The sequence below is a fragment of the Erythrobacter sp. LQ02-29 genome (assembly GCF_022576075.2).
Lineage (GTDB): Bacteria > Pseudomonadota > Alphaproteobacteria > Sphingomonadales > Sphingomonadaceae > Alteriqipengyuania.
This window is the reverse complement of sequence record NZ_JANCNT010000001.1, coordinates 1,277,054-1,297,739: the sequence shown is the minus strand read 5'-3', so window position 1 is coordinate 1,297,739 and position 20,686 is coordinate 1,277,054. Positions and strand designations below refer to the sequence as shown.

21 protein-coding genes and 1 tRNA gene are annotated in these 20,686 nt (G+C 65.5%); 4 read left to right on the top strand and 18 right to left on the bottom strand.

Features of this window, described 5'->3' with window-relative positions; genetic code table 11:
• Positions 1-3: 3 nt before the first annotated feature.
• From MKP08_RS06485 to MKP08_RS06460, 6 genes are read right to left on the bottom strand one after another with little or no spacing between them, the layout of a single operon-like run.
• On the bottom strand, positions 4-807 hold the full coding sequence (locus MKP08_RS06485) for a TrbG/VirB9 family P-type conjugative transfer protein (protein ID WP_241555390.1): 804 nt from the start codon (positions 805-807) through the stop codon (positions 4-6).
• Entirely contained in the window at positions 804-1,982 is a 1,179-nt protein-coding gene (locus tag MKP08_RS06480) for a type IV secretion system protein (RefSeq protein WP_241555389.1), read from the bottom strand. Before MKP08_RS06480 ends, MKP08_RS06485 begins: the two co-directional genes overlap by 4 nt.
• Complete coding sequence (locus tag MKP08_RS06475; protein ID WP_241555388.1) at positions 1,979-4,405, bottom strand: VirB4 family type IV secretion/conjugal transfer ATPase; 2,427 nt, start codon at positions 4,403-4,405, stop codon at positions 1,979-1,981. Before MKP08_RS06475 ends, MKP08_RS06480 begins: the two co-directional genes overlap by 4 nt.
• A 43-nt stretch (positions 4,406-4,448) precedes the next feature.
• A complete protein-coding gene (locus MKP08_RS06470) occupies positions 4,449-4,733 on the bottom strand; it encodes a type IV secretion system protein VirB3 (protein ID WP_215228893.1) in 285 nt (94 codons plus the stop codon).
• A gap of 12 nt (positions 4,734-4,745) precedes the next feature.
• Positions 4,746-5,048, bottom strand: a complete 303-nt coding sequence (locus tag MKP08_RS06465) for a TrbC/VirB2 family protein (protein ID WP_241555387.1) — start codon at positions 5,046-5,048, stop codon at positions 4,746-4,748.
• A 3-nt stretch (positions 5,049-5,051) separates the two neighbouring features.
• The gene (locus MKP08_RS06460) at positions 5,052-5,699 is read right to left on the bottom strand and encodes a lytic transglycosylase domain-containing protein (protein ID WP_241555386.1); all 648 of its coding nucleotides are present in this window, start codon (positions 5,697-5,699) and stop codon (positions 5,052-5,054) included.
• A 173-nt stretch (positions 5,700-5,872) separates the two neighbouring features.
• On the opposite strand from MKP08_RS06460, the gene MKP08_RS06455 reads away from it, so the two are divergent.
• Both MKP08_RS06455 and MKP08_RS06450 read left to right on the top strand, forming a co-directional pair.
• The gene (locus MKP08_RS06455) at positions 5,873-7,963 is read left to right on the top strand and encodes a bifunctional (p)ppGpp synthetase/guanosine-3',5'-bis(diphosphate) 3'-pyrophosphohydrolase (protein WP_241555549.1); all 2,091 of its coding nucleotides are present in this window, start codon (positions 5,873-5,875) and stop codon (positions 7,961-7,963) included.
• Positions 7,960-8,325, top strand: a complete 366-nt coding sequence (locus tag MKP08_RS06450) for a VOC family protein (protein WP_241555385.1) — start codon at positions 7,960-7,962, stop codon at positions 8,323-8,325. Before MKP08_RS06455 ends, MKP08_RS06450 begins: the two co-directional genes overlap by 4 nt.
• A gap of 25 nt (positions 8,326-8,350) precedes the next feature.
• On the opposite strand, the gene MKP08_RS06445 is transcribed toward MKP08_RS06450, so the two are convergent.
• The 3 genes from MKP08_RS06445 to MKP08_RS06435 are packed head-to-tail and all read right to left on the bottom strand — an operon-like array spanning position 8,351 to position 10,825.
• Positions 8,351-9,424 (bottom strand): peptidylprolyl isomerase, encoded by a 1,074-nt coding sequence (locus tag MKP08_RS06445; protein WP_241555384.1) that lies wholly within the window; start codon positions 9,422-9,424, stop codon positions 8,351-8,353.
• Positions 9,424-10,374 carry a peptidylprolyl isomerase gene (locus MKP08_RS06440; protein ID WP_241555383.1) on the bottom strand — a complete coding sequence of 317 codons (951 nt, stop codon included), beginning with the start codon at positions 10,372-10,374 and terminating at the stop codon, positions 9,424-9,426. The genes MKP08_RS06445 and MKP08_RS06440 overlap by 1 nt, the downstream gene beginning before the upstream one ends.
• A 46-nt stretch (positions 10,375-10,420) precedes the next feature.
• The gene (locus MKP08_RS06435; RefSeq protein ID WP_241555382.1) at positions 10,421-10,825 is read right to left on the bottom strand and encodes a metallopeptidase family protein; all 405 of its coding nucleotides are present in this window, start codon (positions 10,823-10,825) and stop codon (positions 10,421-10,423) included.
• A 126-nt stretch (positions 10,826-10,951) separates the two neighbouring features.
• Here MKP08_RS06435 and MKP08_RS06430 point away from each other — a divergent pair.
• A tRNA-Ser gene (locus MKP08_RS06430) sits at positions 10,952-11,042 on the top strand.
• 65 nt (positions 11,043-11,107) lie between these two features.
• On the opposite strand, the gene MKP08_RS06425 is transcribed toward MKP08_RS06430, so the two are convergent.
• The 9 genes from MKP08_RS06425 to MKP08_RS06385 all read right to left on the bottom strand — a co-directional run bounded on the left by MKP08_RS06425 (position 11,108) and on the right by MKP08_RS06385 (position 18,114).
• Complete coding sequence (locus MKP08_RS06425; protein ID WP_373418098.1) at positions 11,108-11,338, bottom strand: DUF3253 domain-containing protein; 231 nt, start codon at positions 11,336-11,338, stop codon at positions 11,108-11,110.
• A 23-nt stretch (positions 11,339-11,361) separates the two neighbouring features.
• Positions 11,362-11,634, bottom strand: a complete 273-nt coding sequence (locus MKP08_RS06420; RefSeq protein ID WP_215228900.1) for a UvrB/UvrC motif-containing protein — start codon at positions 11,632-11,634, stop codon at positions 11,362-11,364.
• Positions 11,635-11,759: 125 nt separating this feature from the next.
• Positions 11,760-12,428, bottom strand: coding sequence for a carbonic anhydrase (locus MKP08_RS06415; RefSeq protein WP_241555380.1), 669 nt, complete (start codon positions 12,426-12,428; stop codon positions 11,760-11,762).
• Positions 12,425-14,005 carry a SulP family inorganic anion transporter gene (locus tag MKP08_RS06410; protein WP_241555379.1) on the bottom strand — a complete coding sequence of 527 codons (1,581 nt, stop codon included), beginning with the start codon at positions 14,003-14,005 and terminating at the stop codon, positions 12,425-12,427. The genes MKP08_RS06415 and MKP08_RS06410 overlap by 4 nt, the downstream gene beginning before the upstream one ends.
• 147 nt (positions 14,006-14,152) lie before the next feature.
• Positions 14,153-14,836, bottom strand: a complete 684-nt coding sequence (locus MKP08_RS06405; RefSeq protein ID WP_241555378.1) for a carbonic anhydrase — start codon at positions 14,834-14,836, stop codon at positions 14,153-14,155.
• 84 nt (positions 14,837-14,920) lie between these two features.
• On the bottom strand, positions 14,921-16,270 hold the full coding sequence (locus MKP08_RS14400; protein ID WP_241555377.1) for an ATP-binding protein: 1,350 nt from the start codon (positions 16,268-16,270) through the stop codon (positions 14,921-14,923).
• Complete coding sequence (locus MKP08_RS06395; protein ID WP_241555376.1) at positions 16,267-16,992, bottom strand: response regulator transcription factor; 726 nt, start codon at positions 16,990-16,992, stop codon at positions 16,267-16,269. The genes MKP08_RS14400 and MKP08_RS06395 overlap by 4 nt, the downstream gene beginning before the upstream one ends.
• A 69-nt stretch (positions 16,993-17,061) precedes the next feature.
• Complete coding sequence (locus tag MKP08_RS06390; RefSeq protein WP_241555375.1) at positions 17,062-17,352, bottom strand: hypothetical protein; 291 nt, start codon at positions 17,350-17,352, stop codon at positions 17,062-17,064.
• Positions 17,353-17,499: 147 nt separating this feature from the next.
• Positions 17,500-18,114, bottom strand: a complete 615-nt coding sequence (locus MKP08_RS06385) for a response regulator transcription factor (RefSeq protein WP_241555374.1) — start codon at positions 18,112-18,114, stop codon at positions 17,500-17,502.
• A 351-nt stretch (positions 18,115-18,465) separates the two neighbouring features.
• Between MKP08_RS06385 and MKP08_RS06380 the strand changes: the two genes are divergently transcribed.
• Positions 18,466-20,661 carry a S8 family peptidase gene (locus tag MKP08_RS06380; RefSeq protein ID WP_241555373.1) on the top strand — a complete coding sequence of 732 codons (2,196 nt, stop codon included), beginning with the start codon at positions 18,466-18,468 and terminating at the stop codon, positions 20,659-20,661.
• The last annotated feature ends 25 nt before the right edge of the window (positions 20,662-20,686 follow it).

Sequence of the window (20,686 nt, the reverse complement as noted above, 5' to 3'; positions counted from 1 at the left end):
TCGTCACTCCCCTCGGTTCGTGCGGCCAAGGGCCGCCTGCTCGGGCAATTTGCGGATGATCGGTGGGCCGGCATAGGTCAGCGTCGCACTGTCCTCGCCCAGCCTCAGGACGATTTCGGGCGGCACACCATCAACGATGATCGTGTTGTCGCGCACGATGTAGTTTACCGGCCCTTCGGTGCCCTTGCGATCCTTCACCTGGATGGCGGGAGCCGTAACCCCGTCGGGCCAGGTCATGAAGACCGCCTCGCCATTGTCGTAAATCCGCGCCGGCATCAGCTTGTTCTCGCCCGTTTTGCGCCATTCGAAATTCAGGCTTGCCGGATCGACCACGGCGAAGGGATCGGTCGCGGCGGCCATTTCGGTGCCGCTCGCCTGCGGCTGCGGTTCGGCAGCGGCCATCTGCGCCTGCTCCTCCGCCGTCGGCGCGGGTGGTTCGGGATAGGTGAAGCGCAGCGCATACACTGGCTTCGCGCGCGGACTCGCGACGAGGTCGAAATAATAGGTCCGCTTGTCGGTCACCACTGTCATATTGGTGGCGCCGGTGGGCTGCAGCGGCTTCACGAACAGCAGGTTCGCGCGCTTGTTGGGCGTCACTTGCCACGCGGTGGAATCGCCCACAGCGACGTTCTCGATCGCCTCGTCCTCGCCGAATTCGATCGTCGCCTGCACCTTGGTCTTGCCGTGAATGGTGACGACCTCGTCGGGCTGGTAGAACTTCTCAATCAGGCGCGAATCCTGCGCCTGCGCGGGCGTTGTGGCAAGGGCGGCGAACAGCAGCAGCGCTGGGAGACCGGCGCGGATCATTTCACTTTCTCCGTGGATCGGGTGGCGGTCGGCTTGAACCGGGTCCCCAGCCCCGAGGTGCGCGAATTCCCCTTGCTTAAGGGATTGACCTGACCGCCCCCTGAAGAGGTGGCGAGCACGCGCGTCTCGCGCACCGAACCGCCCGTGTCGTTCGCCGGAATGTGGCTGGGGGTGGCCGCCACCACTGCGGTGCGGCGTGACGCCGTCGTCGTCGGCGTGGCGTTCGCGGCTCCGGCAGCCTGCGCGGTACTGAGCGGTGCGGCCCGTGCGGGCGAAGACGAGGTGGATTGCGCGGTCGAGCGGCCCCCGCTCTCGTTCCCATCGGCGACAAGGCCGAAAACGCGCCAGCCGGACACCATCGTACCCGTAACCTTCAGCACCATAATCATCAGCGCGACATGCACCGCACCGATCATGAAGAACGCCATCGCGGCGCGCTGCGGGATCTCGCCACCAGGGTTCTGCGTCAGCGCGGAGAGGACCGGCACCGCCATTTCCAGCATGATGCTGCCGCCGAGCACCGCGAACAGTGGGGTCAGCGCCAGCATGACGACACCTTTCAGCCAGCCGGTGAAGAGACCGCGCGTCCCGTTGAACAGCGCCATCACCACGAAGATCGGACCGAGCGCGACCAGCAGCGCCAGCGCAATCCGCGCGGTCACCAGGACGCCGACCGTGCCCAGCATGAACAGCATTGCGCCGAGCCACATCATGCCTGCGGGCGAAAAGGCCGAGATGTCGTCCTTGCCCTGGCTTGCCTGCTCGATCGCCTGGAACACCACGTCGACCTTGCTCGCAAAGGTCTGCGTTGCCGAGCCGCTGTCGCCGGTCAGAACCGACGCGAGCCAGTCCGGCGCGCCGATGGCGAGATTCCATACCACAGACTGGTAAGCGACCCAGCTGGTGGCGAAGGTGAGTACGAGGCCGAGCGTGATCATGCGCGGCGTCAGCGACCGTACGCCAAGCGAGCCGCGCCCGGTCAGCAGGTTGACCGCGAAGAAGGCGACGTAGAGCGTCAGCAGGATCGTGAGCACCGTCGCCATAGCGCCGCCGGGGGCGAACAGCCGCCCGAATGCCGCGCCCGTCACTTCGCCCGCGACGCAGTCCACCGCCTGCAGCGCCGCGGCCACGCCGCCCGCCGCCTGGCTCATCACCATGTCGCAACCCGCGCTCATTCGGCGGCCTGCTTGAACGCGATGTCGTCCTCGGCGTTCTCGCTCGCTCCACCCGGCCAGGCATGGCCGGTAAGCGCGGGGAACCAGTCCGCGGGATCGTCACCCACCGCCTCGCGCAGCAGGTCGAGCCGACGCACGGTGCTCTCGCGGCCCGACAGCATTGTCAGCACTTCGGGCGCGTTCGACAGATCGAGCCGGACGACCACGCTGGCGTCGGGCTGGCGCACCAGGAAGCAGCGGCTGTGCGCGGGCAGGCTGCGGATCAGCGCCAGCTCGTGGCTCGTGAGACCGAAGCCGTCGCAGTAGTCTTCCGGCCGGGCGCGGCTGTTGGGCATGAAAACCATGGTCGCTGTTTGCTCCACCAATGCGGTGGAAATGCGGCTTTCCAAAGCGTCGCGTGCGCTCTGCGTCGCGAAGCCAACCAACGCGTTGCGTTTCCGGAGGGTCTTGAGCCAGTCGCGAATCCGCGCGGCGAACACCTCGTCGTCGAGCGCTTTCCAGCCCTCGTCGATCAGGATCATGGTCGGTTGCCCGTCCAGCCGCTCTTCGATCCGGTGGAACAGATACATCATGGTCGGTGTGCGCAGCTTCGGGTTCTCGAGCAGCGCGGTCATGTCGAAGCCGAGGGTGCGGTTGGCGAGGTCGAGCTTGTCCTCGCCATTGTCGAACAGCCAGGCATGCTCGCCGCCGTGAATCCAGGCGGAGAGGCGATCGGCGAGATCGCCGGGTTCGGGCCGCCGCGTGCCTGACAGCAGCTCGCGGAAATGCCGCAGGCGGCGCAGCTCCGGCGCGTTCTCGTACGTCGCATCGACCGCGTGGCTGATCGTCTGCAGTTCCTCCGGCCCCTCGGCCTTGAGCAATACGCCCAGCCAGTCGCGCAGGAACGCGCGGTTGGCGGCGCTGTCGGGCAGGCTGAGCGGATTGAAGCCCGAGGGCTCGCCTGCATAGATACGATCGTAGCGCCCGCCGATGCCGCGCACGAACAGCTCCGCCCCGCGATCCTTGTCGAACAGAATGGTGCGGGGCGAGAACTTCTGCGCCTGCGCGGCGAGGAAGTTCATCACCACCGTCTTGCCCGAACCGGACGGCCCGATGACGGAGAAATTGCCGAGATCGCCATGGTGGAAATTGAAGAAGAACGGTGTGGCGCTGGTCGTCTCTAGCAGAGTCACCGCCTCGCCCCAGTGATTGCCGTCCGCCTGCCCCAGCGCAAAACCGTGCAGGGACCCGAAGCTCGCCATGTTGGCGGAAGAGATCATCGCGCGGCGTACGATGTAGTTCTCGTTGCCGGGGAACTGTGCCCAGAATGCAGGTTCCAGGTTCACGTCCTCGCGCACCACGATCGCGCCGGTATCGGCCAGCGCAGCGGCGCAGGCGGCGGTCGCATCGTCGAGACGCGGCAGTGTGCGCTCGCGCACCAGCACCGACAGATGGTGGTCGCCGAAGCCGACCGCGCCATTGCCCAGCGCATCTCGCGCGGCGAGCATGTCGCTTCGTTCGGCCTGCGCTTCCTCGTCGGCAGAGCGCAGGCGGCGTAGCGCCAGGTCCATCCGCTCGCGGGCGGTGGTCCGCTCCGCCGGGGCGTAGCTCTCGGACACGACCATCTCGTAGGGTAGCCGCAGCAGCCCGTCGATCAGGCCGGGGCTGGTCGCGTCGGGATAGTCCTTGAGGCTGAGGATCGAGGCGAAGTCGGGATCGCCCGAGCCGCGCAGTTCCATCGCGTCGAGCCCGAAGGAAACCCGACGATAGGGGAGCATGTAGCCGATATCGGTATCTTCGGCCGGGCGGCGCACGGGGCGCATCTCGCCATTGTAGAGTGCAGAGAGCAACTCCAGCATTTCCGAATTCGTATTGCCCGCCGGGCCGGTATATTCGGCCAGCAGCGCCGCACCGTAGGGCTGCAACGCGGCGACGAGGCCGGTCGCGGCTGCTTTCAGGCTGCGCAGGTCCTTGGGATCAACTTCCACATCATCGCGCTTGCGACGGTTGAGCTTCTTGCTCGCCTTTTCGACCCAGCCGGCCTTGCCGCGCGCGGGGCGCCGGATGAGGGTGACGAACTGATCGTTGATGAACAGCGCGCCCGAGCCCAGCCGTTCCTTCCACCGCGCGTCGATATGGCGCGCCAGCGGATCTGCGAATTCGGTCTCCAGCTCCACCTCGACCCGGCGACGGATCACATGGTGGTACATCACGAAACGCGCATCGAGGGTGGAGCGCAGCATGATCTCGCGCGTCGCGGCATGGGCGTTGAGCGCGTCGGTATCCTCGGTCTCGAACAGCAGGCCGGGCACCTGGATCGCGGTCATGACGGAGCCGTCGCGCAGCAGCACGGTGCTCTCGTCGACCAGCCGCGCATAGGGCAGCCGGTCGCCGGCGCGAGCCTCCTTGCCGCGCCAGGCGGCGGTGCCGATCCACTTGCTCATGCGCGCATACTCATCGCGTTACTGGGCCTTTCCCCGGTTCGGGTCAGGCGGCGTAGCTGTTGCAGCCCCACCGCTTGAAATTCTTCACCCGCGGGCATTTCGACACCTTGGTGAGCCACAGGTCGAAGATGCGCGGCTCGCGCAGGCAGGCGAAATAGCCGATGCCGTGCATCAGCGCCGCTGCTGGCAATGCCAGCCAGCTGCCGGTGATCAGGAACACCTCCGTCGTGACGGCGGCGTTAATGATGAAATAATTGTAGGTCACGCCCGCGAACATCTGCGGGCGGGTCAGCGCGCGGTGGACCGGATGGCGGACGAGCTGATCCATCGCGAAGCCCCCCTAGCCCGCCGCCGACTGGATGCCGGACACGATCGAGGCCGCGCCGAACAGGATGAACACGCCGATGATCACTGTCGCACCGAAGCGCCAGTTGAGACGCCCCGTCAGCATCATGAAGCCGACCGCGGCCACCGCCATAACGGCGACGGCGGTCGCGACATTGCCCAGCAGAGTGCCCTGCAGCCAGGCGAGCGCGTTGACGATCGGGCCCGACCCGGCCGGGTCCTGACCCTGCAACTGCGCCAGCGCGACGGAAGGGGAAAGCAACGCGGCAAGCGCGGTCAGGCGGGTAATCGAATGCATTGTCTAGTCGTCCTCTCGGGAATGATCGGCCAGGCGACCCATGATCGCCGCCACGTAAATCTGCGTTTCGCGGATGCGCGGCACGCCGTTCGCCTGCAGGACCCGGCCAGGCCCCGCATTGTAAGCCGCCAGCGCCTTCTCCAGATCGCCGTCGAAGCGATCGAGCTGTTCGCGCAGATAGCGCGCCCCGCCCTCCAGATTGGCGAAGGGATCGTCGGGATCGACGCCCATCTCGCGCGCCGTGCCGGGCATCAGCTGGGCGAGGCCCCGCGCCCCGACGGGCGAACGTGCTCCCGCCTGCCAGCGGCTTTCCTGCCACACCAGCGCCTCTATCAACGTCGGGCTCAAGTCGAAGCGACGCGCCAGTTCGGCCACCTTCGCCGCATAGGCGGTGGGAATGCCTCCGGCCTGCGCGGCAGGGTCCGACAGGGCGGCGGGCGGCAGGTCGCCGCCCCATTCGGCCGACAGTTCCTGCGCCCCCGCATCCGGCATTCCAGCATCGGACACGCCCGCTTCGAACAAGACGGCCTGATCCCCGGCGATCCAGCGCGCGCCGTCGTCCCCGATCTCGAGGACGTCCGCTTGCGCGACGTTTGCTGTCAGAGCCAGCGCGACCGCCAACGCCGCGCCGCCACACTTGGCGAGAATCATGAACCCTCCGATGCGACGTCCCTTGGACACTACACGTGACAACCGCATGACTACAAGCGCGAGCCGTTCCCGCGCCCGCCGCACGCAGCGTCCGCTTCGTCGCACCCAACCCATTCGCATCGCGCGTTCTTTTCGCTTGCGGCGCGCCGCGCGGCCACGCACATTCCATGGCGATGCTGCGTCAATACGAACTCGTCGAACGGGTGAAAGCCTACGATCCGGACGCCGACGAGGCGATGCTCAACCGCGCCTATGTCTATACCGTGCAGAAACACGGCAGCCAGAAGCGAGCCAGTGGCGACCCCTATTTCAGCCATCCGGTCGAGGTCGCGGGCCTGATGACCGACCTGAAGCTGGATCAGGACGCGGTGATGACCGCCCTGCTCCACGACACGGTCGAGGACACGCTGGCCACGATCGAGGACATCGAGTCCAATTTCGGCCCCGATGTCGCGCGCTTGGTCGACGGCGTCACCAAGCTGAGCAAGATCGAGCAGATGCCCGAGGACGAGCGGGCGGCCGAAAACCTGCGCAAGTTCCTGCTCGCCATGAGCGAGGACATCCGCGTCCTGCTGGTGAAACTGGGCGACCGGCTGCACAACATGCGCACGCTGGATTTCATCAAGTCGCCCGAGAAGCGGCAGCGGATCGCGCGCGAGACGATCGACATCTACGCCCCGCTGGCCGAGCGGATCGGGATGTACGAATACATGCGCGAAATGCAGGCGCTCGCCTTTCGCCATCTCGAGCCTGAGGCGCATGCCACCATCACCGCGCGCCTCGACAAGATCCGCGAACAGGACAGCGGCGAGGTCGAGGCGATCGCGTTGTCGATCAAGCAGGCGCTGGCGGAAGCGGGCATCCAGGTGGAGGTCACGGGCCGCGAGAAGCAGCCCTATTCGATCTGGCGCAAGATGGCCGAACGCCATGTCAGCTTCGACCAGATCACCGACATCTTCGCGTTCCGGGTGCTGACCGAGAGCGTGGCCGACTGTTACCGCGCGCTGGGCATCTTGCACACGACGTGGCAGTTCATTCCCGGGCGGTTCAAGGATTATATCTCCACGCCCAAGAATAACGGCTATCGCTCGCTCCACACCTCGCTGATCTACGAACAGTCGATGCGGGTGGAGGTGCAGCTGCGCACGCGCGAGATGCACCGGACCAACCATTTCGGGCTCGCCGCGCATTGGGCCTACAAGCAGGATGGCGAGGCGGACGGGCAGGTCGGCTGGCTGCGCGATCTGATCGAGATCGTCGATGCGAGCCACGATCCGGAAGAGCTGCTCGAGCACGCGCGCCTGGCCGTCTATCAGGACCGCATCTTCGCCTTCTCGCCCAAGGGTGCGCTGTTCCAGCTGCCCAAGGGCGCAACGCCGGTCGACTTCGCCTTCGCCGTGCATACCGACCTCGGCGCGCAGACCGTCGGCGCAAAGATCAACGGACGGCACGTCCCGCTGCGCACCGCCCTGAACAACGGCGACGTGGTCGAAATCATCAAGGGCGCCGAGGCGGAGCCGCAGATGAGCTGGCTCGGCTTCGTCGTGACGGGCAAGGCGCGCGCCTCCATCCGCCGCGCCGTGCGGCTGAAGGAGCGGGCGGAAATCGCCGAGCTGGGGGCGAAACTGTTCGACGAGATTGCCGAGCGCGTACCGGCGGAGATCGGCCGCAAGGCGGTGCGCGCCGCGCTCAAGCGGTTGGAAATGACCGAGATAGAGGAGCTGCATTACGCGATCGGCGCGGCGCGCATCACCGACAAGGAGGTGATGGAGGCGCTGGTTCCGGGATGCACCGCCAATGTGGAGGCCGATGCGGCCTGGGTCAGCCGGGACCGCGCGATCTCCATTCGCGGCCTGACACCCGGCGTCGCCTACGAGCTGGCGGATTGCTGCCATCCCGTTCCCGGGGACCGCATTGTCGGCCTGCGCCACCAGAACGAACGGATCGAGGTGCACCGGATCGATTGCCTGGTGCTGGCGAACGGCGTGGACAGCGACTGGCTGGACCTCCAGTGGGGCAAACAGTCGAATGGCGCGGTGGGGCGCCTGCGCCTGACGCTGTACGATCGGCCCGGAACGCTGGCGGACATGGCCGGTATTTTCGCGCGCAACCATGTGAACGTGCGCAGCCTCGTCCAGACGCAGCTCGACCATCCCTTCACCCATTACAACATCGATCTCGACGTGCAGGATCTTGCCCACCTCACCCGGATGCTCAGTGCCCTGCGCGCCAGCGATGCGGTCGCCGATGCGGAGCGGGTATGACGGGTATCGTCGGCCTCGACCATGTGCAGCTGGCCATGCCGCGCGGCGAGGAGGAGCGGGCGCGCGCGTTCTATGCCGAGGTGCTAACGCTCACCGAGGTGCCCAAGCCCGCCGACCTCGCAAAGCGGGGCGGGTGCTGGTTCGAAGGTGGTACCGCGCATATCCACCTTGGTGGGGAAGACGATTTCCGACCGGCGCGAAAGGCGCATCCGGCGTTGCTGGTCGACGATCTCGATGCGCTGGTGGCGCGCCTGGAAGCTGCAGGTGTGGCGTTCACCCCTGGCAAGCCGCTCGATGGCTACAAGCGGGGCGACATCGCCGATCCGTTCGGCAATCGCATCGAACTGATGGAACGGGTCTGAAGGCCCGACGTCACGTCGAACTGGGTTATCCGGTGATCCGGCGCACCGGTACCGGAATATTGCAGATAGCCGCCCCGCCCGCCGGCACCACGAAGAACGGATCGCGCCGGTTCGCCCGGGCCTCGACATAGCGGGCGAAGCTGTCGCTCTCGGTGGAGAGATATTCGAAGCTGGGCCGCTCGCTCGGGGGCAAGTCGCTCGCCACGCGAATGCTTTCGATTCCCGTGCGCCGCGCCGGGTCGGCGTAGAAACCGCCCGCTCCCGCCCCGCGCGGCAGGCTGGAGAGATGCTCGATCCCCTCCACCACGCGCCCGACTAGCGCGAGATTGCGGTCGAGATGCCGCGGTGCCTGCCCGATCACCGTATAGAGCTCGCCGCCGGTGCCGGTATCGGGCGGCATGCCGTGGCCGACCCCGACCATGCCGTAGCAGTGGAGGGGCCACCACGGTGCGTCTTCAGCCTCACCTTCCGTGCCGACTGGCCAGCCTTCGAAGAACTCGATCCACTCCGCGGAAGAATCGCGCTGATGCCAACCCGCATAAGTCCAGTCTGTTTGTGTAATCCGGATATCTGGCCGCTGGTTGTGAAAAACGGGGTCTCGATTCGTGGACCAATCGTTGTCGGACCACGTTGACCTGTTCTCTGGAGTGATTTCTTCGCCGTTATAGGCCATGGCTACGTCCACGGTCGGAGCAGCGTAATCCCCCTGGTTCATCACTTTCAGCCCTTCCGGCAGCGGCTTCTGCGGCCCGCTGCTTTCCGGGTTGTCATGATTGGGATCGCCCCACTGGACGACGTAATTGTCCTGCACCCGCATCACCGCCAGCCCGTCGTACCAGTGCGCGCGGGCGAGCGTGCGGATGTTCTCGATCCAGCCTTGGCTGAAGGGCGGCGGCATGAGCTGGATGTAGACCTGGCGGGGCTGGCCCTCGCCGTCCGGGGCGAGCGTCATCACCAGCAGGTCCTCGGGCGCGATCGCGACCCAGTCCGATTGCGGCGCGGCGGCGACGATCTCGCCAGGCGACATCGCTGTTTCCTGCGCATCCAACGGCGCGGCGAGCGCCAGTGCCGCAAGGAGCGCGAGGCCGCCGCGCAGCATCACTCGCCCTCGATCTCGCGCACCGGGTAAGTCAGCGCGCAGATGTCGTAATCGCTCGGCACGGTGGTGTAGAATTCGTTCGGTCGCCCCGTCGCCGCCAGCCACTCGGCGAACGTACCGCTCTCGGTTTCGAGATATTTGAACCGCGGGCGTGCCTCGGGCGCAAGGTCGCTCGCCAGCCGCGCCCACTCGATTTTCAGCGGATCCTGCCCTTCGGCGTAGAAGCCCATCTCGCCCGTCCCCGGCGGCTGGGTGCGCAAGAGGTCGAGCCCCTCGACCACCCGGCCCACCACCGCGAGATTGCGGTCGAGCCGCCGCGGTGCGTGCCCGATGATGGTGTAGAGCGTGTCGCCGAGCCCCGTCGCAGGATCGACATCGCGCGCCACCCCGACCATGCCCGGGCAGTGCAGCGGCCAGTCGCGCACGCCGTCGGTCCCTATCGGCCACCCGTCCTCGAACGAAACCGCCGGCGCGTAAGGATCGCAGAAGCTATTATCGAGCTTGCGATCGGCGCAAGGATCGGCGAGCTGCGCAACGGCAGGCAGGCGATGCGTGAAGTCGTCCTTTCCCACCGGTTCCAGGCCCTGAAGCGGCGCACGTTCCTCGTCCGGATCGCCCCACTGCGCGACGAAGCCCGGCGCGATGCGATAGACCGACGAATGCGTGTCCCACCACCGCGCCTTCGCCAGCTTGCGGATGTTGCGGACCCATTTCTGGCTCCACGGCTCGCTCATCAGCTGGAGCACGATGCGCCGCTCGCTGCCATCGGGGGCGGGGTTCAGTTCGAAGACCAGCAGATCCTCGGGCCGCACCTCCTGCCAAGCAGACCGCGGCGCCGCATCGAGCACTTCCTTCGCGCTCGGCGGCTTCGTCGTCTCCGCGTCCTGCGCAAGAGCCAATGCGGGGAGCGCCGATGCCAGCGCGGCGAATGCGATTGCGAGCCTCTTCATGGCCGCGCATCCTGCCACGCCGCGCCCGCATGGCAAGCACCTTCGCTCAGTCGGCAGCGTCTTCCAGCGCGTGCATGTCGTCGTCGGAAAAGCCGAAATGATGCCCGATCTCGTGGATCACGACATGCGCGACGAGCCGCTCCAGCGTCACGTCCCCGCGCTCCGCCCATTCGTCGAGAATGGGGCGGCGAAACAGGCGGATCCGCGTCGGCATCTGTCCGCTCATCTCGATGCTGCGCGCGGGCAGTGGATGGCCCTGGTAGATCCCCGAAAGCTCGAACGGCTCCTCCAGCCCCACCGCCGCCAGCGTCTCAGGGTCGGCGAAATCCTCGACCCGGAAATCGACGTCGCCCAGTTGCGCGCGAAACTGTTGCGGCAGGCGGTCGTAAGCCGCGCGGCCCAACGTTGCCATATCCTCGAGCGAGGGCGCCGTGCCGAACCGTTGCGTCATCGCCTGCAAAGCTAGGCAAGCCCGCTTGCGCTCGCAACCCCGTCCCGCTAGGGCGCGCGTTCTTGTTCGAACCGGCGTGCTTCCATCGCTCAATCTGCGAAGCGGCAGCGCCACGAGAGAACATGCGGAGCGGTGGCCGAGTGGTCGAAGGCGCACGCCTGGAAAGTGTGTATACGGTAACCCCGTATCGAGGGTTCGAATCCCTCCCGCTCCGCCATTACCGAACCTCGGGAGGACCAGCCTCGGTCGGTTACGCTCGCTCCGGGCAATCGGCGACCATTCTCATGTGCTGTCGCTTGCATGGCCGATCCGATACGGTCCGGACCGCGCAGGGAGAGCCCGGCCTTTCCAGGTCAGTTCTATAGCTCCCCGCTCGATAAGCCGGTCGACCGCAACGTGGACGAGCGGCATCGCCATGCGCCAATCCGCTTCGCCATCGGAAGTGATCCTTCGTGCGACTTCGCTAGGGCATACCGTTTTTCCGGCCCCGCGCTCGGCGAGCAGGGCCAACACGGCATCGCTCGTACCCCCGACACTCACTTTCGCTTGCGCTTGGAGGTCATGGGATCGGGCTTGGCGGGCGGCTTCCAATCGGGCGGAGCAACCGGTCGCTGTCGACTTGTGCCAAGCCCCATCGCGCCAGGCCGCTGGCGAACCAGGCCCGACGTGTCGGCTTGCGCGGCATCCGCAGCATCCGCCCCGCCCCGCATCAGATTGATGCGGTCGCGAATGCGCCGGGCTTCCTCGAAATCGAGGGCCTCGGCCGCAGCTTCCATTTCGCGTTGAAGATCCTCGACAGTCTTTCGCATGGCCATTCAACGCAGCGACGCGGTCTTAGGCTCCATCAATCGGGATATCGCTCATCAGTGAGTCCGCTCCGCCCCAAATCGCGCGACCCCGGAAGCACATGGGCGCCTGCGGTGTCGCTGGCCTACTATGCCGCGCGGGCCTCTCCGACCGCGTCCGGATCGCTTGTCATGGGCGGGATACCGATTTCCGAAAGCTCCCCGGACCGGCCGATCTCCAGCAGCTCCGCCAACCGACCATTCCGCAGATCGTAGATGAAGCCATGCAGGGTCAAATCCTGCCCGCGTGCGAAGGCGGCCCGGACGGTGTCCGTCTTCGACAGGCGGACCAGCTGCTCGCGCACGTTGAGTTCGGCCATCCTGTTGAGCCGCTCCGACTGATCCTCGATCCCCTCAAGTTCCGCGCGATGCTGCGCGAACACCTCTCGCGCGGCCGCAAGCCACGAATGCACATGGCCGGAGCCGCCGCCGGTCATCGCCGTTTGCAGTCCGCTGCACCCGTAATGTCCGCAAAGGACGATGTGGGCGATTTCGAAATCCTCGATCGCGTGCTGGACGTCCGCCATCAGGTTGTCGTCGGTTTCATAGACGAGGTTGGCGAGATTGCGGTGGATGAACAGCTCGCCCGGACGGGTCTGGGTTATGTTCTGCGGCGAGACGCGGCTGTCCGACCCGCCGATCCACATGATCTCGGGTGACTGGCCAGAGGTCTGCTGCGCGAAGTAGTCCTTCTTGCGCTCCTGCATTTCCGCCGACCAGGTCTTGTTGGACAGGATCAGTTCGCGAATGGTTTTCATGAGTAGGCAACCTTCTTGAATGGGGCTTCCAGCGGGGCGGCTTGCAGGTGATCCAGATCGCCCCGGATGGTGACCGCGATGTCGCGGAACTTCGCATTGCGCGAGAAGCTGTTGATGATGTCGATATTGTCGGGGTCGATGAACTCGGCCCGCTCGAGATCGATCACCACGCTCGCACCATCGGGCACGCTGCCGAGCGACTTCTGCAATTCGTACTTGTGAATGAAATACAGGTTGCGCCGGGCGCTGACCAACCAGAACCCTTCGTCGTTCGCCACGCTCACCGCCTTGCGGAAATTGCGGGCGACGACGAAGACGAAGCCGATCGCGAGCCCGATGATGATGCCGCGCAGCAGATCGGTGAACAGGATGGCGCCGATCGTCGCGATGAACGGCACGAACTGGTGCCATCCCTGCGCCCAGCGCCGGCGGTACAACTCGGGCGTGTTGAGCTTGTAACCGACCTGGATCAGGATCGCAGCCAGCGCCGCGAGCGGGATCATGTTCAGCAGGACCGGGATCAGCAGCACGCTCAGCAGCAGCCAGAAGCCGTGCAGAATGGCGGAGGTTTTCGTCTCGCCCCCGGCCGCGACATTGGCGGAGGAGCGCACGATCACCGAAGTGAGCGGCAGGCCGCCGATCAGGCCGGAAAGGATGTTGCCGCCACCCTGCGCCAGCAATTCGTGATTCTTGTCGGTCGTCCGACGGCGCGGATCCAGTTCGTCGACCGCCTTGACGCATAGCAGCGATTCCAGGCTTGCGACGATCGCGAGCGTAACCGCCACGATCCAGACGTCCGCCATCCCGATCGCGGTGAAATCGGGGGTGCGGAACTGCCCGACGAACTCGCCCAGCGATCCCGAGATGGGGACCTGAACAAGATGGCTGGGCCGGACGGCCAGGCCGGGTGCGAACAGTTTGAAGGCCTCGTTGGCAAGCACGCCGAAGATCACCACGACGAGCGGACCGGGCAGCAGCCGGAACGGCCCGTCCTTGGGCTTCTTGGCATCCCACCAGAAGAGGAAGACAAGCGAGATCAGCGCGATCAGCATCGGCCCCGGAAGGAAGAAATCCCATGCCGAGTAGAACAGCGCCGAGAGGGTGTTGAGGCCGTCGGGCTGAAGGAAGCTGAGGCTACCCTCGAAATCGCCGTCGTAGCCAAGGGCGTGCGGAATCTGTTTGAGGATCAGGATCAGGCCGATCGCCGCCAGCATGCCGGTGATGACCGAGCTGGGCACGAATTCGGAAAGGGTGCCCGACCGGGTGAAATACAGCCCGATCTGAAGCACGCCGGACAGGGCGACCGCGAGGAGGAAGATCTCCCAGCTGGGAAGCAGCTCGAGCGCGTCGAGCACGATGACGGTCAGCCCCGCCGCCGGCCCGCTGACCGACAGCTGCGATTTGGACAGGGTACCGACGACGATGCCGCCGACGATGCCGGCGATCAGGCCGGAAAACAGCGGAGCCCCCGAAGCGAGGGCAATGCCAAGGCATAGGGGTAGGGCGACCAGCGCCACCACGATCGATGCGGGGATATCCTTGCCAAGAGAAGACAAGAACGTCGTTTTTTCAGTCACTTCGGATCCTTCGCGTGCACATGGCTGACCAGGGGATTGTCGCGCCCTTCCGACCGGCAGAAATCATCGAGAAATAGAAAAAAAAAGGTGGGCCGATGCGGCGGGTTCTCCTGCGAACAACCCCATCGGCCCTGAGTTTGGGGGGATTCAGGCCGCCTTTTTAGGCGTGTCGCGATCCAACCCGCCTTCCGCGATCGGCGGAGTGTCTCCATCGGACAACGGTCCGAACTGCCGGGTCCTGCCGTCGAACGCTCGGATGGTTCCGCTTTCGATGTCGAAGACCCACCCGTGCAGCCGGATTTTCCCGGAGGCGAGCGCCGCCGCGACGGACGGATGGCTGCGCAGATGCGTCAGCTGAAGAGTGACGTTTTCTTCCACCAGGCGATCGAGCTTTTCCGTATCCCCGGCACCCGCGCAGCAGGCATGGACGATGTCGCGCGCGGCACGCGAATGGCCGATCCACGCCTTGACCGAAGGCATCGCATCGAGCGCGCCTTCGGGTGCGAAATGCGCCTTCATCGCGCCGCAATCGGCATGGCCACAGATGACGATGTCCGTGACGCCAAGGCCGACCACCGCATATTCGATGGTGGACGTCACGCCGCCATTGATGGACTGCCAGGGCGGCACGATATTGCCCGCATTCCGGATCACGAAGAGGTCGCCCGGAAGCGACTGGGTGATCAGTTCGGGAACGACGCGGCTGTCGGAACAGCTGATCATCAGCGTCTTGGGGCTCTGCCCCTCGCGTCCGAGGACCTGAAGCTTCTGCTCATGTTCCTTGTAGATGTGCTCGCGGAACCGCGTAACGCCTTCCATCAACTCTTTCATGGTGCACTCCTGTGTTAGCGGGCCGGAGCCCGTGTCGCAGTGCACAATCGCGCCCGCGCATTTCCGCGCGATGCTCGATTTGTTTCAAAGTATTTCCGGGGACTGTTTTTGCGGAATTACCAGCGCCGCACGCAGGCCGGTCGGCTCCACCCGCGACAGTTCGAATGTTCCGCCATGCGCTTCCGCGACGTTACGCACGATGCTGAGACCCAGCCCCATGCCGGGATGCCCCCCGGAACGCGCGATATCGAGCCTTTCGAACGGCTGCATCACGCGCTTCATGTCGGCCCAGGGTATGCCGGGGCCGCCATCCTGCACCGCGATCACCGCGTGCGTTTCGGTCAGTTCGAGCTCTATCGTGGCATGCCCGGCAAACTTCACGGCGTTGTCGACCAGGTTTTCGATCGCCCGGGTCAGGGAATTGTGCAGCGCCGCGACCACCGCCCGTTCCGGGCCGCGATAATCCACGTCGTAACCCAGGTCGGCGAATTTCTCCCCAATCGTCTGGCACAGGCTGGACAGGTCGGTCGGTTCGTAATCCTGCTTCAGGTCGCCGGTTTCGAAATATTCGAGCAGTTCCTGCAGCATCGCGGTCATCTGTTCGATGTCGGACCGTGCCTCTGCCCGGTCCTGCTCGTCGGCGATCGCACCGATCCGCAGCCGCAGCCGCGCCAGCGGCGTACGCAGATCGTGGCCGACCGCCATCAGGGCCTGCGTGCGCTGGTTCATTGCCGCCTCGATGCGGTCCTGCATCAAATTGAGCGCGTGGGAAACCTGCCGCAATTCCAGCGGACCGGCCTGCTCGTCGAACGGGATGCGCGCGGTCGTGCCGATAAGTTTGGCGTCCGAGGACAATTGCCTAAGCGGGGCGCTCAACGTCCGAACCAGCACTGCCGCCGACCCCAGGACCAGCAGCGCCACGATCCCGACCGTCAGCGACGTTCTGATCAGCGGTGTCCAGCCGGCCACCGGCTCATTCGTTTCGAACGCGATCCAGACATCGGGGGCGATCCGGAGCGCGCCTTCCAGATGGCGATCGAGGACGAGTGGAGATTTGCGGACCATGGCGAGGCGCAAGTCGTTCTTGGCCAGCTCCGGCTCCCATCGCACGAGCGAGCGGGCGATCTCGGCGGCATCGGGCGCGATCCCGGGCGCGATCTGCGGCGCCCCTTCCACGAGCCGCATCTGCAAATGAATGGTCGACAGACTGCCGAGCAAAGGCGCGCGATCCTGCGGCGCAACCGCCGTCACCACTCGTTCCGCAGTGACGAGCTGTTCGGCGATGCGCTTGCCCAGACCCTGGCGCTGGATATGCGCTTCCCCCGCCCCGATCAGAAGCGTGCCGGCAATGAACTGCACCGCCACGGCCAGCACGAGGACAAGCGTGACGCGGCCGGTGAAACCCTTGGGCCAGAGCCGGCCGCGACCGATCACCGTTCCACTTGCCCGGTAAAGACATATCCCACGCCGCGCACGGTGCGGATCAGATCGCGCCCGCCCTCGACCGACCCGAGCTTGCGCCGCAGGCGGCTGACCAGCACATCGACGCTGCGGTCGCCGCTATCGCGCCCGGCAATGCGGTCGCGCGAGTGTTCCAGCAGCGTGTTCCGGCCGATCACTCGCTGGGGCATGTCCACCAACACGTTCAGTAGATCGAATTCCGCTTCGGAGATGGATACCCGCCCGCCATCGGGCGCGAACAGCTCGCGCCGCCGCCGATCGATCTGCCAGCCGTCGAACCGCGCGATCGCGGTGTGATCCTGCGTTTCGCCCCCCGCCGGCTGCTCGTACCGCCGCAGGACCGAGCGGATGCGCGCGACCAGCTCGCCCGGATCGACCGGCTTTACGAGATAGTCGTCCGCGCCGAGCTCCAGCCCGACGATGCGGTCGGTATGGCTCGACCGCGCGCTGATGAAGATGATCGGAACCGCGCTTCGCTGGCGCAGCCAGCGGCACAGGTCGAGCCCGCTCGTACCCGGCAGCATCACGTCCAGAATGACCAGATCGTACTGCTCCGTCGAGGCGCGGAATTCCGCCGCGGTCGCATAGCTGCGGATCGGAAATCCGCTCTGGCGGATATGCCGCGTCAGCAATGTGCGCAGAGCGCCATCGTCCTCGACGAGCGAGATATGGTAGATTCGTTCGTTGAACTGCATGGGTACGCTCGAGTGCCAACCATCTAGAACCGTTGGCGGCCACCGAAAAGGGAATTTGCGGACCGATACTTAACCATCGTTTTCGGCTGGAGATTCGTTCTCCGCGCGCTGTTCCTGCGACGTCCGCTTGTCGGATTTCGGGCGCGTGTCGCACAGACGCAGCTTGCCGGGGAGCTCGCGACAGGTGGTATCGCGCTCCGCCAACCTCTCCTTGTCCGCGGATTCGCTTTTGCGACCACAGCCGTGAACCTTGTGTTTGTATGGATGGCAGCGCGCCATTGCGACGGCGGCGTGCGCGACGGGCGGAACCGGCACGGTCGTGGCGCTGCCCAGTGTCAGCAGGCCGATCAGGATATTCATAAGCACTCCTCTTGGGCGAGAGCGCGGGCACCTAATCCGCCAGTGTTTCGCCAACAGGGACGCATTGTTACGAAGTGTGTCAGGATCGCTTTGCCGGGTTTCAGGCTTCTCCGGCAAGGCTCGGGCGCTTGCCCGCTTGCGCCACGGCTAACCGTGGCCGATCATCTCACCGTATTTCAGGATGGCTTGCGCCCGGTTGGAGACCCGCAGGGATTTGAATATCGAACTCAGGTGCGATTTGACCGTTGCCTCCGACAGGTCGAGATTATGCGCGATCACGTTGTTCGAGTTCCCTTTGCACAGTTCAGACATAATTCGCAGCTGCGCCGGCGAGAGGGCGTGAAGAAGATCGTCTTCGTCGCCCGCTGCGTCTTCGTCGGTCGGGAAATATGTTTCGCCGGCCATCACGCGCAGGATGGCCTCGCCCATTTCCTCCAGGCTGCTCTTCTTCGACAGGAAGCCTCGCGCGCCGAAAGATCGGACGCGCATCCGGGTCGTCGCATCGTCGGTGGCGCTGATCACCAGGATCGGCAGACGCGGATAACTACCGCGCACGCGCCTCAGGTTGATGACGCCTTCTGAGTCCCTGAGTCCGAGGTCGAGCACGAGCGCGGCGTAGTCCCGCTGCGCGAGATCGTGAATCGTACCTTCCAGCGTGTCGCAGCCATCGACCTGGATCGCGCTGTCGCGCGCGTGCGCGGCACTCTTCAGGGCGGCAAAGCAAAGCGGATGATCTTCGGCGATCAGGAGGAAGCGCAGCATTCGTCCCAAATCGTCTCTCCCGATGACGGCCCAGCCTTCAACGCCACCAAACACCGCCAAAGGTTAAGATGCCGCTAACTCTTTCATACCTTGGGTTGAATTCGCCGATTCGCAGGTTTCCCGGACCCGCCCCCATGCCAACGACGCTGCATGGTACGTCAAGAAAGACCATTTGCCAGTAACCGTCTGGCTGCCAGGGCCGTGCGCTTCTCCGACGCTCGCCCCCGCATTACACCCCTTCGCAAGGGGGGCGGTGCCCTGGCGACCATGTTCGGCACGACGATGTGTCTCTCGCTCGGTGCCTGCACTGGGGGCGGCATCGGATCTACCCCTCCCCCCCCATCCGGAGCCATGGCTTCGGACCCGATTGCCGCCCCACCTTTTTCGACCGTACCCGCACCCGCTCCGGCTCCGACCCCGACCCCGGCCCCGTCGCCGACCGAGGACGAGCCTCCGCCCGAAGCCGGCGTTCGCCCCTCCGGCAACGTCGCGATGCGCTCCGCCGAGGATGACGCCGAATACCGCGAGAACTATCTCGCCGCGGAGCTGATCAACGCTCTCTATGCGCTGGACAATGGTTGGGACGGAAGCGGCGTTCTCGTCGGGGTTCTGGACGAGGGGGTGGAGGAAACCTTCGAACTCGAAGGGCAGATTTCCAACCTGAGCAAGGATTTCGGAGGCATCCGCGACGACGGCGTGCTCACACCTCACGAGTCCCTCGGCGGCGACAATTCCGACCACGGCACGCGGGTCGCCTCGATCATTGCCGCACGCAATAACGGGAACGGCATCCAGGGTATCGCCCCCGGTGCCAGCATCGTGGTGTTGCGAAGCGACGTAGAGAATATCGACACGGGGACATCCACCGTCGGCTTCAACAGCCACGAAGCGCTGCGTTATGCCGGCGAAAACGGCGTGTTGATCGTCAACCGTTCGATCGCCAAGGCCAATCCGGATATCTCGAACAGGCTAATGCAGGATGCCGTCAACGCGTATCGGCAGGTGGGCGGCCTTGTCGTCAATGCCGCCGGCAACACAGGTGGTGCGAACCCCAACGACGCGATCGACCTGACCCCTGAAAACGCGGAAGGGTGGCTGTTCGCGGTCGCCCTCGACCCGAACGGCGCGGGTTACGAACTGGCCAGCTATTCCAACCGTTGCGGCACGGCCATGGACAGGTGCGTGGCGGGCGTAGGCACCAGCGCCACCACCGACGTGTCGGGCAATATCGTCAGCTTTTCGGGGACCAGTGCCGCAGCGCCGCAAGTGTCCGGGCTGGCCGCACTCATCCTGCACAAATGGCCGCATCTGACGGGCGTCGACGCCGGCAATGTCATTCTCGCTACCGCGCGCGACATCGGTGAAGCGGGCGTGGATCCGGTTTTCGGACACGGTCTCATCGACGTGGAGGCCGCCCTTTCCCCGGTCAATCCGACCCTGTCGAACGGTACCACCGTCAGTTCCCTCGGCTCTGCCTCGTTGATCCTGCCTGCCGCGATCGGAGACGGGGCGGATGGTTCGCTGGCGGCCGCGATTTCCGATGTCACGCTGGTCGATGCGTTCGGGCGCGATTATCAGGCCGACCTTTCCGGCTTTGTGCGGCACGCGGCGAGCGGGTCCGCTGGTGTTCTGGGGCCCCGGTTCGACGCGATGACCCAGGCCGGTGACGCCGCCTTTCGGTTAGAAGGCGCAGGGGTCCAGATCGGCTACCTCGCCGGGAATCGGTCCGATTTTTCGGCCCGTATCGGTAGCAGGATCACGGACGGGCGGATCGCCGTTCCCCTGCGAAGCGTCGGCGGCACGGTCACCGCGGATTATCGGAACGGGCGGTATATCGATGCCACGATGTTCGGCCGGGCGGCGAGCGCCGATGCACTCGATGCCTATATGCCGGGCAGTGGGATCGGGCTGGCCTATCACCGGCCGCTGGGGATCTTTCGGGTCGGTGCCTCGATGCGGTCGTACAGGACGGGCGAAGGCGAGGCCACCGCACTTCTCGCCTCGCTCGGCAAGGATCGGACCGTGTTCGAGGTCGGGATGCTGACCGAACGCGGTACGCTGTTCGGGACCCCAACGGGGTCCGGCTCACTGCGCTTCGGCGACGGGGCGCGAACCATCTTCGCCCAGCTGTCCAGCGAGATTTCCATCGGCAGCTGGGAGCTGGCGGCGCATGGGAGCCTCGGCAGCACGCGGCTCGCGCTCGGACCGGAGACGGTGGTGACCGATGCCACCGCGATCACCACCGGCCGGTTCGGGATCGATCTCAGCCGTGACGTACTCGGCGGGCGGATGCGCATCGGCCTGGCGCAACCCCTCGTGGCGCTATCCGGCACCGGCCTGGTTACGGTCGGGTCGGGCTTCGACCGCACCAGCCGTTCGCTCCGCTTCAGCACGCGCGAGATCGATCTTTCGGGCGAAATCGCCCCGCGCATCATGTTCGGCTACGAAAGAGCGGGTCCGCGCTCCAGCATGCGTCTGGGGCTGGAAAGCCGTCCTGACGGGCGGGACAACACCGTCCTTGCCAACTGGCGTTTGCGCTTTCGCTAGCAAAGGAGGGCGGTGGTCGTGCTTT